At 68.0% G+C, this 17,367-nt stretch carries 13 protein-coding genes; 9 read left to right on the forward strand and 4 right to left on the reverse strand.

All coding sequences use genetic code 11. From position 1 onward, the window contains the following. The first annotated feature begins 19 nt into the window (after positions 1-19). Positions 20-400 (forward strand): hypothetical protein, encoded by a 381-nt coding sequence (locus tag H5407_RS05995; protein WP_183103525.1) that lies wholly within the window; start codon positions 20-22, stop codon positions 398-400. 69 nt (positions 401-469) lie between these two features. Here H5407_RS05995 and H5407_RS06000 read toward each other — a convergent pair whose 3' ends face one another. Further along, positions 470-925, reverse strand: a complete 456-nt coding sequence (locus H5407_RS06000; protein ID WP_183103526.1) for a DUF2214 family protein — start codon at positions 923-925, stop codon at positions 470-472. Positions 926-966: 41 nt separating this feature from the next. Beyond that, on the reverse strand, positions 967-1,902 hold the full coding sequence (locus H5407_RS06005) for a LysR family transcriptional regulator (protein WP_183103527.1): 936 nt from the start codon (positions 1,900-1,902) through the stop codon (positions 967-969). A 218-nt stretch (positions 1,903-2,120) separates the two neighbouring features. Here H5407_RS06005 and H5407_RS06010 point away from each other — a divergent pair, with 218 nt between their 5' ends. Further along, positions 2,121-2,810, forward strand: a complete 690-nt coding sequence (locus H5407_RS06010; protein ID WP_183103528.1) for a haloacid dehalogenase type II — start codon at positions 2,121-2,123, stop codon at positions 2,808-2,810. 30 nt (positions 2,811-2,840) lie between these two features. After that, positions 2,841-5,033 carry a malate synthase G gene (locus H5407_RS06015; protein WP_183103529.1) on the forward strand — a complete coding sequence of 731 codons (2,193 nt, stop codon included), beginning with the start codon at positions 2,841-2,843 and terminating at the stop codon, positions 5,031-5,033. Positions 5,034-5,120: 87 nt separating this feature from the next. On the opposite strand, the gene H5407_RS06020 is transcribed toward H5407_RS06015, so the two are convergent. Together H5407_RS06020 and H5407_RS06025 are read right to left on the reverse strand one after the other, a co-directional pair. Then, complete coding sequence (locus H5407_RS06020; protein WP_183103530.1) at positions 5,121-7,091, reverse strand: prolyl oligopeptidase family serine peptidase; 1,971 nt, start codon at positions 7,089-7,091, stop codon at positions 5,121-5,123. A gap of 133 nt (positions 7,092-7,224) precedes the next feature. After that, positions 7,225-9,801, reverse strand: coding sequence for a TonB-dependent siderophore receptor (locus tag H5407_RS06025; RefSeq protein ID WP_183103531.1), 2,577 nt, complete (start codon positions 9,799-9,801; stop codon positions 7,225-7,227). Between the two features lie 424 nt (positions 9,802-10,225). Here H5407_RS06025 and H5407_RS06030 point away from each other — a divergent pair, with 424 nt between their 5' ends. From H5407_RS06030 to H5407_RS06055, 6 genes are all read left to right on the forward strand, one after another. After that, the gene (locus tag H5407_RS06030; protein ID WP_183103532.1) at positions 10,226-11,500 is read left to right on the forward strand and encodes an NAD(P)/FAD-dependent oxidoreductase; all 1,275 of its coding nucleotides are present in this window, start codon (positions 10,226-10,228) and stop codon (positions 11,498-11,500) included. 15 nt (positions 11,501-11,515) lie between these two features. After that, positions 11,516-12,271 (forward strand): class II glutamine amidotransferase, encoded by a 756-nt coding sequence (locus tag H5407_RS06035; protein ID WP_183103533.1) that lies wholly within the window; start codon positions 11,516-11,518, stop codon positions 12,269-12,271. A gap of 97 nt (positions 12,272-12,368) precedes the next feature. Further along, complete coding sequence (locus tag H5407_RS06040; protein WP_183103534.1) at positions 12,369-13,517, forward strand: sensor histidine kinase; 1,149 nt, start codon at positions 12,369-12,371, stop codon at positions 13,515-13,517. Continuing rightward, positions 13,514-14,677 (forward strand): sensor histidine kinase, encoded by a 1,164-nt coding sequence (locus H5407_RS06045; RefSeq protein WP_183103535.1) that lies wholly within the window; start codon positions 13,514-13,516, stop codon positions 14,675-14,677. Before H5407_RS06040 ends, H5407_RS06045 begins: the two co-directional genes overlap by 4 nt. 30 nt (positions 14,678-14,707) lie before the next feature. Beyond that, positions 14,708-15,469: a LytTR family DNA-binding domain-containing protein gene (locus H5407_RS06050; RefSeq protein WP_183103536.1), complete on the forward strand. Its 762-nt coding sequence runs from the start codon at positions 14,708-14,710 to the stop codon at positions 15,467-15,469. 121 nt (positions 15,470-15,590) lie between these two features. Beyond that, the gene (locus H5407_RS06055) at positions 15,591-17,306 is read left to right on the forward strand and encodes a M14 family metallopeptidase (RefSeq protein WP_183103537.1); all 1,716 of its coding nucleotides are present in this window, start codon (positions 15,591-15,593) and stop codon (positions 17,304-17,306) included. The last annotated feature ends 61 nt before the right edge of the window (positions 17,307-17,367 follow it).

Raw genomic sequence — 17,367 nt, forward strand, 5'->3', positions numbered from 1 at the left:
GCAGGAAGGCAGTTCCACCATGAAGAAGTCCCTCTCCCTACTGGCCCTGAGCCTCGCGCTGGGCGCCGCCCACTTCAGTGCCCATGCTGGCTGCGATGAGCAGGCCGCCGAGAAGAAGCTGGCCGGTGCGGCCAAGACCAGCTTCCTGAAGAAGTGCAACGCCGACGCCGGAGCCTCCAACGGATGCGACGCCAAGGCGGCCGAGAAGAAGCTGGCAGGCGCTGCCAAGACCAGTTTTCTGAAGAAATGCAATGCCGATGCCGCTGGCGGCGGCGCCGCTGCCGAGGCCAAGCCCGACCCGGCCGTCGCCTGCGAGGCCAAGGCCGCAGAGAAGAAGCTGGCAGGCGCTGCCAAGAACAGCTTCGTCAAGAAGTGCGCGGCGGACGCCGCCAAGGGCTGACCCCCTCTCGATCCGCTGAAAGCCGAAGGCCCGCTGCATGCGGGCCTTTGCTCGTGGGGCCGCGTGTATTCAGCGCGTCAGTATGCCCCGCGCCAGCATGGCCCCAAGGACGGGGAAGACCAGGATCAGGTGCGCCTGGATCATCACCAGGCGGCGCGTCGAGGCAATCTCGGCGGCCTCGGGCAGGCGCCCGTCCGCGGCCATCTGGCGGCCCCAGCGGCGGAAGGTCAGCGTGGGCTTGATGGACAGGATCCCCACGAGCACGAACAGCGTCAGCTTGGCATGCAGCAAGGGCTGGCCCCAGTACCAGGCCGAGCCCTTCATGCCCAGAAAGGCCCGCATCAGGCCGGAGGCCAGCACCGCCAGCGCGGCAATGCCGTAGATCAGGTCCACCCGCTGCAGGCGCTTCACCACCGCGGCATTGAGCCACTCGACGCGGCACAGCGCCGCCTCGCTGCTGATGAAGACCACCAGGGTCAGGATGGACAGCCAGTGAAAGATGGCCAGGCCGGTCTCGAGCACCATCGACGCACTCCCCTGAATTGCGATGTCAGCCAACAAAAAAGTCAGGCGGAGTGTGCCTCAGAAGTGCGGTCCAGGCGCTGCCAGTACTCCGCGCTGCCATAGTGGTGTTTGAGGAAATCGATCCACAGCCGCACCCGCAGGGGCAGGTGCTTGCGCTGCGGGATCAGGGCGTAGATGCCATTGGGCGGCGCGGCGAACTCGTCCAGCACCGAGACCAGCCGCCCCGCGGCGACATCCGCCTCCACCTCCCAAGTGCTGCGCCAGGCCAGGCCCAGGCCGGCCAGGCACCAGTCGTGCAGCACCTGCCCGTCGCTGCAGTCCAGCCGGCCCACGGGGCGGATGTACTGCAGTTGTCCATCCACGGTGAAGGCCCAGCCGCGCGACTGGCTGGCATCGGAGCTCAGCACCAGGCAGGCATGGCGGACCAGCTCGTCCGGGTGCTGTGGGGCACCGGCGCGCTTCAGATAGCCCGGTGCACCCACGCAGAGGCGGCGGTTGTCCGCCAGGCGCATGCTGACCAGGCTGGAGTCAGCGAGGTCGCCCACGCGCACGGCGCAGTCGAAGCCCTCGTGCACGATGTCCACCACGCGATCCGAGAGGTTGAGGGACAGCGAGACGTCCGGATGCTGGGCAAGGAAGTCCGGCACCAGGGGCGCCACATGGCGGCGACCGAAGCCGGCCGGCGCAGTGATGCGCAGATGGCCGCTGGCCTTGACGCCGCCAGCGCTGACGCTGGCCTCGGCATTGGCGAAGTCCACCAGCAGGCGCTGGCAGTCCTCCAGGAAGGCGGTGCCCTCATGCGTCAGCGAGAGCCGGCGGGTGGTGCGCAGCAGCAGCTTCACGCCAAGACGCTCCTCCAGCGCGTCGATGCGCCGCCCCATCACCGCGGGCGCCACGCCTTCCGCCTGCGCGGCGGCGGTGAGGCTGCCCTTGGTCGCCACGGCGACAAAGGATTCCATCTGTTTGAGCCGGTCCATGCGCCGCATTCTGCGCCCACCCACGCTCAATGATGGCAATGCCTCGACAAATGTTGGATTTACACCTATGCAGGGTTGCAATCCTCATTTCGCTGAATGAAAGGTGATCTCTCCAAGTGGAATCAACGCCAAAAGCGTCTGGATCTTTGCGTTTTGATCATGAATCTTCGTGTGTGCAACGCAGCAATCCCGGCCTTGTTTGGGCCTAAATTGGCGGCATGACCCAGCCCACCGTCCGCGCCGTGCTCTTTGACGCCTATGGCACGCTCTTTGACGTGCACAGCGTCGCGCTGATGGCAGAGCAGCTCTTTCCCGGCCAGGGTCAGGCGCTCTCGCAACGCTGGCGGGACAAGCAGATCGAGTACAGCCGCCTGTGCTCCATGAGCGGCCAGTACCAGCCTTTCTGGGACCTCACCCGCGCCGCGCTGCGCCACGCCTGCCTCAGCCTGAAGCTCACGCCTGGCCAGGCGAGTGAGGAGCGGCTGATGAACGAATACCGCCACCTCAGCGCCTTCCCCGAGAACCGCGAGGTTCTGCATCACTTGCAGGCCCGCGGCGTGCGCGCTGGCATCCTCAGCAATGGCGACCCCGGCATGCTGCAGGTCGCCGTGCAGAGCGCCGGCCTTGCGCCCTGGCTGAACCCGGTGCTGAGCGTGCACGAGACCCGCCGCTACAAGACCGACCCCGCCGCCTACGCCCTGGGCCCGGCCGCCCTGGGCCTGGCGGCGCGCGAGATCCTCTTCGTCTCCAGCAATGCCTGGGACGCCCTGGGCGCCACCTGGTACGGCTACACCACGCTGTGGGTCAACCGCCAGGGCCAGCCGCGCGAGCAGCTGGGCCCTGCCCCGCATCACGAGGCCAGCTCGCTGCGCGGTGTGCTGGCCCTCTTTCCCGACACCCTTTCCTGACTCACTTCCTTTGTCTTCACGAGGTTTGCCATGAACGCACGCACCACCCTCCACCGCCTGCAGGTCGATAGCCGCCTGGCCGCCTTCATCGACCAGGAGGTCCTGCCCGGCACCGGGGTGGACCGCGCCGCCTTCTGGGCCGGCTTCGACGCCTTGGTCCACGATCTGGCGCCCAGGAACGCCGCCCTGCTGGCCGAGCGCGACCGCATCCAGGCCGCGATGGACCAATGGCACAGCGCCCACCCCGGCCCCATCACCGACATGCCGGCCTACCAGGCCTTCCTGAAGGAGCTGGGCTACCTGGTGCCCGTGCCCGAGCGAGTGCAGGCCAGCACCGCCAACGTCGATGCCGAGCTGGCCACACAGGCCGGCCCGCAGCTGGTGGTGCCCATCCTCAATGCCCGCTATGCGCTGAACGCGGCCAACGCGCGCTGGGGCTCGCTCTACGACGCACTCTACGGCACGGACGCCATCCCCGAGGCCGACGGCGCCGAGCGCGCGGGCGCCTACAACCCGGTTCGCGGCGCCAAGGTCATCGCCTTCGCCCGCCAGGTGCTGGACCAGGCTGCGCCCCTGGCCGGCGCTTCCCACAGGGATGCCACCGGCTACCGCGTCGAGAACGGCCACCTGGTCGTGAGCCTCGCTGGCGGTGCCACCACGGGCCTGCAGGATGCCGCCCAGTTCGCCGGCTACCAGGGCGGGGCCAACGCCCCCAGCAGCGTGCTGCTGGTCCACCACGGCCTGCACCTGGACATCCAGATCGACCGCAGCACCGCCATCGGCAAGACCGACGCCGCCGGCATCGCCGACGTGGTGATGGAAGCCGCCTTGTCCACCATCCTGGACCTGGAAGACTCCGTGGCCGCCGTGGATGCCGAGGACAAGCTGCTGGCCTACCGCAACTGGCTGGGCATCCAGCGCGGCACGCTGACCGAGGAAGTCGCCAAGGGCGGCAAGACCTTCGTGCGCCGCCTCAACGCCGACCGCCGCTACACCGCCCCCGCCGGGGGCGAGCTCGTGCTGCATGGCCGCTCGCTGATGTTCGTGCGCAATGTGGGCCACCTGATGACCAACCCGGCCATCCTGTGGGACGGGGAGAAGGAGATCCCCGAGGGCATCATGGACGCAGTCATCACCACCGCCATCGCGCTGCATGACCTGAAGCAGCTCTCCGGCAGCGGCTTGCGCAACTCGCGGCGCGGCTCCATCTACATCGTCAAGCCCAAGATGCACGGCCCGGCCGAGGTGGGTTTTGCCAGCGAGCTCTTCGGCCGCGTCGAGCAGCTGCTGGGCCTGCCGGACAGCACCGTCAAGCTGGGCATCATGGACGAGGAGCGCCGCACCTCGGTCAACCTCAAGGCCTGCATCGCGGCGGCGGCCAGCCGCGTGGCCTTCATCAACACCGGCTTCCTGGACCGCACCGGCGACGAGATGCACACCGCCATGCTGGCCGGCCCCATGCTGCGCAAGGGCGACATGAAGACCAGCCCCTGGATCCAGGCCTATGAACGCAGCAATGTGCTGGTGGGCCTGGCCTGCGGCCTGCGCGGACGCGCCCAGATCGGCAAGGGCATGTGGGCCATGCCGGATCTGATGGCCGCCATGCTGGAGCAGAAGATCGCCCATCCCAAGGCCGGCGCCAATACCGCCTGGGTCCCGAGCCCCACCGCCGCCACGCTGCACGCCCTGCACTACCACCAGGTCAGCGTGGCCGCCGTGCAGCAGGAACTCGAGAAGACCGACGAGTCCGCCGAGCGCGCCGGCATCCTGGAGAGACTGCTGACCATCCCTGTGGCCGCAAGCCCGAACTGGAGCGCCGCCGAGCGCCAGCAGGAGCTGGACAACAACGTCCAGGGCATCCTCGGCTATGTGGTGCGCTGGGTCGACCAGGGTGTGGGCTGCTCCAAGGTGCCGGACATCCACAACGTCGGCCTCATGGAAGACCGCGCCACGCTGCGCATCTCCAGCCAGCACATCGCCAACTGGCTGCACCACGGTGTGGTGAGCGAGGCCCAGGTGCGCGAGACCTTTGCACGCATGGCCGCGGTCGTGGACCAGCAAAACGCCGGCGACCCCGCCTACAAGTCCCTGGCGGCGAACCCGCAGGGCGCTGCCTTCCAGGCCGCGCTGGACCTGGTCTTCAAAGGCAAGGAACAGCCCAGCGGCTATACCGAGCCCCTGCTGCACGCCTGGCGCCTGAAGGTCAAGGCCGGCCAGGCCTGACCCCGACCGCCGGGCCGCTACAGGGACCCGGCCCATGAAAAAAGGGCGACCCGAGGGTCGCCCTTTGCCTTGGCGGATCGAACCGGATCAGAGGTTCTTGGCCAGGAACTTCTCAACGCGGCCGAAGAAGTCCATATTGGTCTCCGTGCGCCAGCCGCTGTGAGCCTCGTCCGGATAGACCACCCATTCCACATTGGGGTTGTGCGGGCGCAGCGCGTCCCGCATCTTCTCGCCGTTGATCAGCGGCACCCGCACGTCCAGGCCGCCATAGGCCATCAGCACCGGTTGCTTGATCTCGGCGGCGCGCTGCACGGCCGAGGTCTGCTTGAACTGCTCGGCGTCCTTCACCGGGTCGCCGATCCAGGCCACGATGTCGGCACTGGAGCCGCCGAAGCGGTTGAAGTCGGTCCAGGTCACGGTGAACATGAAGCTGGGGTCGGTCACGCCCACCCAGTTGATGCCGCACTTGTAGAGCTTGGGCTCCTTCACCAGGCCCATCATGGTCATGTAGCCGCCATAGGAGGCCCCCATGATGCAGACGCGATTGCCATCGACCTTGCCTTGCTCGATCAGGTGCTTCACGCCATCGGCCACGTCGTCCTGCATACCCAGGCCCCACTGCTTCCAGCCGGCCTTGAACAGCTTGTGACCAAAGCCCGTGGACGCCCGCGGTGCCGGCATGAAGACGGCATAGCCACGCGACACCAGGAACTGCACGCGCGCATCGAAGCCCCAGTGGATGGGACGCACCCAGGGACCACCGTAGTGCAGCACGATCAGCGGTGGCTTGCCTTCGCCGGCCGGCAGCGTCAGCTGAGCAGGGATGCTCAGGCCGTCGCGTGCCGTGTAGCGGAAGAAGGTGGTCGGGCGCATCTGCTCCGGCTTGATCCAGGGGCGCTGCGCGCCGATGCCCTCGAAGCTGCCGGACTTGACGTCGAACAGGTAGTAGCTGCCCGGATCGCGATCGGAACTGGAGGTGACCAGCACAACCCGCGCGTCCTTGGGGCCGCGCACCTGGATGTTGTTGGTCTTGCCGGGCAGTTGCTTGTCCACGGCAGCCTGGATGGCGGCGTACTGCTCGTCCAGCCAGTAGACGCCGGGACGCGAAGCCTCGTAGGCGACGCCACGCAGCACCTTGCCATCGGGCGAGAACAGCAGGCCGCCGTCCAGGTCGTAGCCCTTGATTGCGGCCACGGCGTCCTTGCTCAGCTGGCCGGTCTTCAGGTCCAGGCGGTAGATGCCGGTGTTGTCGTTGCCGGCGTAGGCCGACACGTACAGCTGCCCTTCGGCATCGAACTCCAACGGATGCACGGCGGCCAGTTGGTCCAGGCGGTTGAAGCTCAGCAGCTCGCGCCACGGTGCGTCAGCACCATCGCGCACGAACAGGACCAGGTCCTCATCGCGGCGCGACAGCGCGGCGCGCGCCACCAGCTTGGTGTCCATCACCCAGCTCATGACATCTCCGGGACCGCCCAGGGTCAGGATCCTGCTGCGACCAGTCAGGGTATCCAGACGGTAGACATTGCTCGACGCCTTGCCCATGGCCTGGCGCGAACTCACGCTCACCAGCACATCGGAGGTCGGCTCATTGCCCTCATACACCACCTCCAGGAAGCTGGCGCTGGCCGGCAACAGCTTTTGGCCCTCCGACAGGAAGGCGCGCTCAGAGAGCTGCTTGAACTCGCTGGCATCCTTGTTGATGGCAAAGATGCCTCCGGCGACCTGGTCACCACTGCCGCGCTCGCGGTCGTAGATGTTGAACAGCAGGCGTTCGTTGTTGATCCAGCTGACGCTGGCCACGTCGCCGTCGGTGAAGCTGGTGATGATCGTCGCCTTGCGGGTGCCCAGGTCCACCACCACGATGTTCCAGCGCCCTTTGACCTCGCGCAGCGCGGCCATGAACTTGCCATTGGGCGACAGGCGCGGCTGCATCAGCGCGGCGGACTTGAAGAAATCCTCCATCGGAATGGCGGCGGGCGTCCCTTGCGCCCAGGCCGGCACGCTCATCAGCGGGGCGGCCATTGCTGCGCCCAGCAGGCTGCGGCGCTGCATGGACATGTGTTCTCCTGACATGAAACCTCCTATGTCGGGCTCGCGCCCCCCTGCCAACAGGGCGGGGGGCTGCGGCCCTGATCTGAATGAAAAAGGCGCCCATGAAGGCGCCTTGGGACCTTACGTCAATCGCGTGGGATCAACGGAAGGTGTACTTGCCGCTCACGTAGATGTAGCGGCCGCGGTTCGAGTAGAGCTCGGCGAAGCCCATCTGGGTGTAGCTGTTGCTGGACGCATTGGTCAGGCTCAGCGGCGGCATGCGGTCGAACAGGTTCTTGACGCCCAGGCTCAGCTCCAGGTTCTTGAAGCCGGAGTACTGCAGCAGGGCATCAGCCTCTTCGTAGGTGCCCACGTAGCCGGTGCCGGCCTTGATGGGGAAGGGCTTGTCGGTGTCGTAGAAGCCGCCCACGGTCTTCCAGGTCACGCCATAGGTCCAGGGGCCGTTCTCGACCGAGACGTTGACGCTGTTGCGGAAGCGCGGGGTGTTGTAGGTGCCGACGTACTCGCTCCAGTCGGAGCCGTCTCCGGCGCGGGTCTTGTTGGTCGAGTAGTAGGTCAGCAGTTCACGCACCGACACGTTGCCCAGGAACGTGCCGTTGATGCGCCAGCGGGCATCCACGTCCACGCCCGAAGTCTCGCGCTGGGCGAAGTTCTGCAGGTTGGTGAAGATGTTGAAGCGCGGGCCCACCTTGGTGAAGCGGCCGGCTTCGATCGACGACGCCAGCGTGGGGGTGCTGATGTCGTTGGTCTTTTTGATCTTCCACCAGTCCACGCTGGCATTGAAGTTCTTGCTCAGCTCGAACACGGCGCCGACGTTGTAGGTCTTGCCCTTCTCAGGCTGCAGGTCGGGGTTGGAACCATTGACCTGGTAGGCCGACACCAGGCACTTGCCCTGGGCATCCAGCGGCACGCCCAGGATCTTGCACTGATCCGGATCGGTGATGGTCACCGCGCCTTCTTCCTGGGCACCGAACAGCTGCTTCAGCACGGGAGCGCGGAAGCTGCCGGAGTAGGAACCACGCAGGGCGACGGTCGGGGCAGCCGTCCACTTCAGGCCGATCTTGGGGCTGCTGGAGCTGGCGTTGGGGTACTTGTCGTAGCGCAGGGCGGCCTGGGCTTCCAGGCTCTTCAGCACCGGGATGGACAGCTCGCCGAACACGGCCTTGTAGGTGCGGGCGGCATCCACAGGGGCCTGCTTGATCGAGCCCACCACCTTGCCGGCCTGCGTCAGCGCATCGGGGGTGTCGGTCAGGGTTTCACGGTTCAGGTTCATGCCCACGGCGAACTTCATCATGCCGGCGGGCAGCTTGGTGACGTCACCGCTGAGCAGGGCGTTGAAGCTGGTCAGGACCGACTTGCCGGTGCGCACCGGGCTGACCTTCAGGCTGTCCACGAAGGCCGGGTCATTGGTGTTGACCGTCGGGTTCAGCTTGCCGCTCTCGGTGGCCGGGCCCCACTTGGTGGCGTCGTAGTAGTTGTGGTCAGTGTTGACCACCTTGCTCTCGCCGCGCGCCACATTGACCTTCCAGTCGTAGGTGCCGAAGCTGCCTTCCACGCCGGCGGCGGCGTTGATGAAGTCGGCCTTGCGGTCGGTGATGCGAGGGCCACCTTGCATGAAGCGGCCGGCGATGTAGACCTTGTCGGTGCCCAGGCCCCAGTCAGCCGGGATCTCGTAGGGACGCTGCGCCGCGTTGGTGATGGGCACCACGAAGTAGTCGGGCACCGGGTGGGCCTCGAAGTGGTCCTTGGAGGTCGAGTAGGTCACTTCCGCGAAGGCGCGGGTGTCCGGGTTGATCTGGTACGAGGCAATGGCCATCGCGCTCAGACGGTCGGCACCGTTGTAGGCGGTCAGGATGCTCTTGTTGAAGTCGTAGCGGCAGACCGTCCCGTTCAGGCTTTCAGCCGGGCAGGCCGAGTAGGGCACGCCCACCAGAGCACCGGTGTTGGGGTCGATGACGTTGCCGTAGGGCGAGAAGGAACTGCGGGCGTCATTGCCACCGAAGCGGCGGAAGTCCACCGAGCTGGAGATGTCGCGGTCCTTGCGGTAGAGCGGGTCGCGCTTCAGGTAGTCCAGGCCCACCAGGATGTTGAAGCGGTCCTTGTTCAGGTCACCGAAGCCGGCGGACGCGCCGAAGCGGGTCTCGCGGCCGTCGCTGCGGCTGGTCTGGCCGGTGCTCAGGTTGGCCTCGATGCCCTGGTAGTCGGTCTTGGTGATGAAGTTCACCACGCCGCCGATGGCGTCTGCACCGTAGATGGCGGAGCCGCCGTCCTTCAGGATTTCAACGCGCTCGATGGCGCCGATGGGCAGGGAGTTGATGTCGAACGCAGCGCCAGCACCCGACGAGTCGTAGATGGCGTTGACGGGCAGGCGGCGGCCATTCAGCAGCACCAGGGTTTCGCTGCTGGACAGGCCGCGCAGGCGAACGTTGGCGGTGCCAGAACCGGCCGGCGAGTTGGAGGCCAGCTCGCCCTGGTCGAAGATGTCGATCGAGGGGATGGAGCGCAGCAGCTCGTTCACCGAGGTGGCGCCAGTACGCTCGATCTGCTTGCGGGTCACGACCTCAACGGGAGAGGGGCCCTCGGCATTGGTGCGCTTGATCGCCGAACCGGTGATCTCGACGCGCTCCAGTTGTTCCTGTGCTTGCGCCACGCCAAGCGCGGCACCCAGACCAAAACCCAGCACCATGGCCTTGGCTACGGCAGTCTTCTTGAACATTCCTTCTCCTCGGGAATCGGAAGTCTATGTATGAAAAATGCGGGCTGATGGCCCGCATCCAGTGAACCTTCTCACGGCGCGGGTAGGCGGTCGCGGAGGGACGGTGAATTTTTTCCGACCCACCTTTGGGGGACCCCTAGGGTTTTCACCATCGATTGTGGCAATCGCCCCGACAAGTGAGCAGATATGGGACATTTGCCTGGACTTGTCGGCACATGCCGGCCCAAAGCGACACTCACAAGGGGGCGCAGGACGCGCGGAAACACAATTTGTTGCAGCGCGCCAACAAATCCCCCAGCCGCGGGCCAGGCCATCCCGGCGGGCCGTAGACAAGGGTCGGGCCTGGTGCCAGCCCTCAGGGGCCGCGTGAGGCAGCGAAGGGGCTGGCGCTCTCTAGAATCGCGCCGCCACCCCTGCCCTTGCCATGACAGAACGCCATTCCTTCCCTCCCCCATCCCCGGGCGTCCCGCCCTCGCACGCGGCGCCGGCTCCCGCGGCCCTGGAAACCGCCTTCGAGGTGCTCGTGGTGGGCGCCGGGCCAGCCGGTGCCGCGGCAGCCCGGCTGCTCGCGCAGGCCGGCCGTCGCGTGCTGATGATCGACCAGCACCCGCTGGGCCGCGACAAGACCTGCGGCGACGGCCTCATCCCCGACGCCCACCAGGCCCTGCAGAAGCTGGGGCTGCTGGAGGCGGTGATGGCCCGCGCCGAGCCGGTACGCGAAGTGGGCTGCGTCGGTCCGCGCGGCGGCCGCGTCGATGTGCCCGGCGAGCTGGCCGTGCTGCCCCGTCAGATCCTGGACGAGCTGCTGGCCCGCCACGCCCTGGCCGCCGGAGCCCGCTTCGAGCAGGCCCGCTTCGAACAGGTGCTGGAGGACGCGCAGGGCCGCGTCTGCGGCGCCGTGCTGCAGCGGGGCGGCGAGCGCCTGGAGCTGCGGGCCGACTGGGTCATCCTGGCCACCGGAGCCGTGCCCAAGGCCCTGATCGCCGCCGGCATGTGCGAGCGCCACACGCCCAGTGGCGTGGCCCTGCGCGGCTATGTGCACGCGCCGGCCATGGTCGGCCGTATCCAGGCCATGGAGGTGGTGTGGTCGCGCGAGGTCCGGCCGGGCTATGGCTGGATCTTCCCTGCGCCACAGGGCCGATTCAACATCGGCGTGGGCGTGACCGACAGCCACAGCGCCGTGGCCGGCAAGGGGCAGAAGAAGGACGTCAACCTGCGCGCCCTCTTCGACGCCTTCTGCCAGCACTACCCGCCCGCGGCGGAACTGATGCGCCACGGCCATCTGGAGGGCGAGCTCAAGGGCGCGCCCCTGCGCTGCACCCTGGAGGGCGCGCGCTGGACGCGCCCGGGCCTGCTGGTCAGTGGCGAGGCCGCCGGCAGCACCTACTCCTTTACCGGCGAAGGCATTGGCAAGGCCATGGCCACGGGCATGGCCGCCGCCGAGGCCGTGCTGCAGGGCCGGGACGACACGGACACCCGCCAGCGCTACGAAGCCGTGCTGCAGGCACTCAAGCCCCGCTACGATCTCTACGAGCGCGCCAATCGCATCAACGCGGCGCCCTGGCTGGCCGACCTGCTGATCTGGCGCGCCAGGCGGAGCCCGCGCCTGCGACAGCGCATGAGCGGCGTGCTCAACGAGACCAGCAATCCGGGCACCCTGCTGAGCCTCAAGGGCATCAGGCGCCTGTTCCTCGAGTAGACAAGGACCCTTCCCATGTGCCAGCTGCTGGGCATGAACTGCAATGTGCCGACGGACGTGATGTTCAGCTTCACCGGCCTGGCCACCCGGGCCGAGGAGCACAAGGACGGCTTCGGCATCGCCTTCTTCGAGGGCCGCGGCCTGCGCCATTTCGTGGACCACCACAGCGCGCGCGTCTCACCCCTGGCCGGCTTCATCAAGCATTACCCCATCAAGAGCGACAACGTCATCGCCCACATCCGCAAGGCCACGCAGGGTCAGGTCATGCTGGAGAACACCCACCCCTTCGTGCGCGAGCTGTGGGGCCGCTACTGGGTCTTCGCCCACAACGGCAACCTCAAGGACTTCCACCCGCCCCTTCACGCCGCCTTCCGCCCCGTGGGCGACACCGACAGCGAGCGCGCCTTCTGCTGGCTGATGCAGGAACTGGCCAAGGCGCACTGCAGCGTGCCCAGTGTCGAGGAGCTCTGCCTGACCCTGGCCGAGCTGATGCCGCGGCTCAATGCCTACGGCACCTTCAACATGCTGCTCTCCAACGGGCAGGCCCTCTGGGCTCACGGCTCGACCAAGCTGCACTACCTGCTGCGCCAGCACCCCTTCGGCCGTGTGCACCTTCAGGACGAAGACCTCAGCGTGGACCTGTCCCGCCACGCCTCACCCCTGGACCGTGCCGCCATCATCGCCACCGAGCCCCTGACCCGCGACGAGCCCTGGGTAGCCTTCCAACCCGGCGAGCTCAAGGTCTTCGTCGGCGGTGCACTGGCGGGCTGAGCGCCGCCGGACCGCTGCAGGCCGCCATCCGCCGGAGCTGCCTGCCGTTCGCCGCAAGCCCATGATCCATCCGCCACGCGGCAGGGATACTCGCAGCATGGCGACTCCCTCCACCTCCCTTTCCTGGCATGCCGCGCTGCGCCACGATGCCGCGCAAGCGCTGGGCCATGTCCTGCGCAACGAAAACGGCGTCTGTCGCAACTCGCAATTCCTGGGCGCCGTGACCGGGGCGCTGTTCGGCGGCATGGGCCTGTTCGCCGGCATCTACAAGGACAGCGGCGCCCTGCTGCTGGGCCTGCTGGCCTGGCTGGGGTTCAGCGGTGGCTTCCTCGGCCTCATGGGCCTGTCCTGGCTGCGACCGCTGTGGTTTTCGGGCCGTCCAGCGCTCATTCTCAGCACGCTGACGGGGCTGGTGGCCGGCGCCATCGGCATGACGCAAGGCCTGCGCCGCGCGCCCGTGGACCACGGACTGCCCTGGCCGGCGCAACTGGAAGGCGCCATCGCCGCCGCCAAGATCGGCATGCCCCTGCCCCTGATGATGGCCTTCGCCCTGCTGCTGGTGGTGATCCTGACAGCCAGCCAGCGCCGCGAGCAGATGGCCCGCGAGCTGACACTGGCGAAGAGCCGCGCGGACCAGGAACAGGCCCGGCGCGAAGCCAGCGAGGCACGGCTGCGCCTGCTGCAGGCCCAGATCCAGCCGCATTTCATCTTCAACACGCTGGCCGCCGTCCAGCACTGGGTGGATACCGGCGACCAGCGCGCCAGCCCCCTGCTGCGCCAGCTGAGCAGCTTTCTGCGCGGCTCGGCCGAGCTGATGCTGCGGCCCGAGGTCAGCCTGGCCGAGGAGCTTCAGCTGGTGCAGGCCTACCTGGGCGTCATGCAGGCCCGCTGGGGCGAGCGACTGAGCTACCGGCTGGACATCGCCCCTGCCGCCGCGGCCGCCGCCAGCCTGCCCCCGGGCATCGTGCTGAGCCTGGTCGAGAACGCGCTGGAGCACGGCATCGCGCCCACCCTCAACGGCGCCGAGCTGCATCTGCAGCTGCAGGCGCTGCCTTCGGGCGGCTGGCAGCTGCTGATCGAGGACAGCGGCGTGGGCCTGGCCGAAGACTGGCAGGAAGGCCTGGGACTGGGCAACAGCCGCGCCCGGCTGCAGGGCTTCTTCGGTGAGCGCGCCGCCCTGAGGCTCAGCCCGCGCGAGGACGGTCCGGGCACCCGCGTGTGTCTGCAGCTGGAGGGGCAGGCATGAGCGCGCTCACCCTGCGCGAGCGCATCCTGGGCTTCTGGCGCGAGGTGGACTGGCGGGTCGCACTGATGCTGGGGCCGCGGCACCGCTTCACCCCGGCGCAGTGGCAGCAGCTGCAGGCGCTGCCGCCCATGTCTGCCAGCGTGACGGCAGCGATCTGGATCAACATCATCTGCTCCGGGCTGTTCCAGCTCTGGGCCGTGAACCGTTTCTTCCCGGGGACGCCCTGGCAAGGCCTGCTTGCGGTCTTCCTGGCCAACCATGGGATCGGGGTGATGCAGCTGTCCATGCTGCAGCAGCTCTGGCGCCGCCCCACCATGAAGCGGCTGTACCTGATCTCCAGCGTCTACGCCCTGGTTTGGATCGCCACGGTCCTGGGCCTCCTGACCTGGCAGGCCAGCATTCACCTGGACAAGGCGCTGGCCCGGTCCCTGCTCCTGATGCTGGTGCTGGGCATGGCCCTGGGCGCCCTGGCCCTGTGGGTCCTGGCCTGCTGGCGCAACGAGTACTGCGCCCAATGGCTGCGCGAGCAGGAGCGCCAAACCGAGGCCCTGGAGCTGGCCCGCCGACTGGCCACCGCTCAGATCCAGCCGCACTTCCTCTTCAACTCCCTGGCCGCGCTGCAGCACTGGGTGCAGGTCAAGGACGACCGCGCCGCGCCGTTGCTGGCCTCGCTGACCGGCTATCTGCGCGCCACGCTGCCGCTCTTTGAACGCCCGCTGCTGAGCGTGGCCGAGGAGGCGGAGGCCGCACGCCGCTATCTCGAGGTGATGCAGGCGAGGCTGGGCGAACGCCTGCGTTTTCGCCTGGACATCCACCCCGATGCGGCCGGCGCCCAGCTGCCGCCCGGCGTGCTGCTGACCCTGGTCGAGAATGCCATCGAGCACGGCGTGCAGCCACGCCTGCAAGGCGGGGAGATCACCATCCAGGCCAGCTGCGACGCCCAGAGCGGGCTGTTTCTGCAGGTGCTGGACGACGGCCACGGGCCCGTGCCCGGGCTGGACTTCAGCCAGTCCTCGCCCACCGCGGCCGGCCACGGCGGTCTGGGCCTGCGCAACACCTTGCAGCGCCTGCGCCAGGCCTTTGGCGAACGGGCCAGTCTGGAACTGCGGCCCCTGGACGGAGGCGGCTGCGCGGCCGAGGTGCGTATCCAGGCCGCCTGAACAAACACAACAGCAAGGAGAGAGGACCCCATGACCACCCCCATCCGCACCCTCATCGCCGACGACGAGGAAGGGCCGCGCGAGCAGCTGCGCGCCGCCCTGCAACGCCTCTGGCCCGAACTCGACATCGTGGCCGCCAGCCGCCATGGCGTCGATGCTTGGGACGACTTCCTGGCGCACGAGCCCCAGATCTGCTTCCTGGACATCAACATGCCCGGCCTCACTGGCATCGAGGTGGCTCGCCGCATGGGCGCCACCGCCCGCCCGCCCCATGTGGTCTTCGTGACGGCCTATGGCGACCACGCCCTGGCCGCCTTCGACACCGGTGCGGTCGATTACGTGATGAAGCCCGTGGAGGACGCCCGCCTGTCGCAGGCCATCGAGCGGCTGAAGGCCCGGCTGCAGCAGCCCGCCCCCGACCTCCAGGCCCTGCTCAAGCAGCTCCTGCCCATGGCTGCGGCCACGCCCAAGGCCCGCCTGATCCAGGCCTCCCTGGGGCGCGAGGTCAAGATGATCGATCCGCAGGACGTGGTCTATTTCGAGAGCGACAACCGCTACACCCGCGTCGTCTACACCGGCGGCGAGGCCCTGATCCGCACGCCGCTGAAGGAACTGCTGGCCTCGCTGGACGCCGAACTCTTCTGGCAGGTGCACCGCTCGGTGCTGGTCAACAGCCGCTGCATCGCAAGCGCCGTGCGCATCGACGAAAACACCATGCAGCTGACGCTCAAGGGCCGAGAAGAGAAGCTGCCGGTGTCGCGCCAGTTCCAGGGCCTGTTCAAGGGACAGTGACGCCACGATGAAGGGGCCGCGCGGCGCCTGACGCCCTGGGTGCTGGCACGGGTTCGCCCCCAGCCGTAAGCGCCTGCCCCCCCCGTAGCATGGCCCCCCCTGCCTCCACAAGACGCACGCCATGGCCGCCGCCCTCCCGACCCCGGACTTCAGTCAGTTCCTTCGCTACCAGCCCCTTACCGAACTGCTGCAGGCCTATGCCGCGGCATGCCCGCATCTGGTCACGCTGCGCTCCATCGGCCGCAGCCACGAGGCGCGCGAGATCTGGCTGCTGGCCCTCACCCACGAGGCCACCGGCCCCGACACCGACAAGCCCGCCCTCTGGCTGGACGGCAACATCCACGCCGCGGAGCTCACCGCCTCCACCACCTGCCTCTACTACCTGCACCAGCTGCTGAGCCACCACGGGCAGGACAGCGAGGAGGGTCGCCGTGCCACCCGGCTGCTGGACAGCCGCGTGGTCTACATCGTGCCCCGGCTGAACCCGGACGGCGCCGAGCTGGCGCTGGCGGACCGGCCGCGCCACATTCGCTCCTCCACGCGCCGCTACCCGCATGACGAGGACCCGGTGGACGGTCTCACGATGGAGGACGTGGACGGCGATGGCCGCATCCTCACCATGCGCGTACCCGACCCCCACGGCGGCTACAAGAAGCATCCCGAGGACCCGCGCCTCATGGTGGCCCGCGAGCCCGGCGAGTTCGGCGGCGCGTACTACCGCCTGATGCCCGAGGGCTTCATCCAGCACTACGACGGCCTGCAGATCAAGGTCAACGGCGACGTCGAGGGCCTGGACCTCAACCGCAACTTCCCCGGCGGCTGGCGCCAGGAGCACGAGCAGGACGGCGCCGGCCCCTACCCCGCCAGCGAGCCCGAGGTGCGCGCCATGGTGGACTTCATCGTGAAGCATCCCAACATCGGCGCTGCCATCAGCTTCCACACCTACAGCGGCGTGATCCTGCGCCCCATGGGCAGCTGCGCCGACGAAGACATGACACCCGAGGACCTCTGGCTGATCAAGCAGTTCTCGGCCCTGGGCGAGAAGCACACGGGCTACCCCGCCGTGAGCATCTGGCACGACTTCAAGTACCACCCCAAGGACAGCATCAGCGGCACGCAGGAATGGCTCTACGAGCACCTGGGCGCGCTGTTCTGGGTGGTGGAGCTGTGGAACCCCAACCAGGAGGCTGGCGTCACGGGCTACAAGTGGATCGACTGGTTCCGCGAGCACCCGGTGGAGGACGAGCTCAAGCTGCTCAAGTGGAGCGACGAGCACTGCGCCGGCCAGGCCCATGTCGACTGGACGCCCTTCCCGCACCCGCAGCTGGGTGCCGTGGAGATCGGCGGCTGGGACAAGATGAACTACTGGCGCAACCCGCCGCCCGCCCTGCGCGAGCGTGAGGCCGCGCGCTTCCCCGCCTGGCTGACGCAGATCGGCCTCTCCCTGCCGCGCCTGGAGCTGCTGCGCACCGAGGTCCGCGCCCTGGGTGCCGACAGCTGGCGCGTGCGCCTGGCCGTGGCCAACAGCGGCTACCTCAGCGCCGCCGTCACCGCCCGCGCCAAGGAGCGCCAGGTGGTGCGCGGCGTGATCTTCGAGATCCAGCTGCCCACCGACGGCAGCGCCAGCCTCGTCACCGGCAAGGAGCGCATGGAGGGCCCGCACCTGGCCGGCCACGCACCGCAGGCTTCGCAGCTGAGCTTCCTGCCCACCGAGGAGATCACCGGCGACCGCGCCGTCGCCGAATGGATCGTCCGCGCCCCGCATGGCACGCGGCTCTCGCTCTCGGCCCGCACGGAGCGGGCGGGGGTGGTGAGGGCGGAGGTGACGCTGGATTGAAGACCGGCAAGACTCCGCCAAATGTTCGAAAATCGCACAAAGCCTGTTAGAAGTGACAGGA

Source organism: Mitsuaria sp. WAJ17, assembly GCF_014174515.1.
Lineage (GTDB): Bacteria > Pseudomonadota > Gammaproteobacteria > Burkholderiales > Burkholderiaceae_C > Roseateles_B.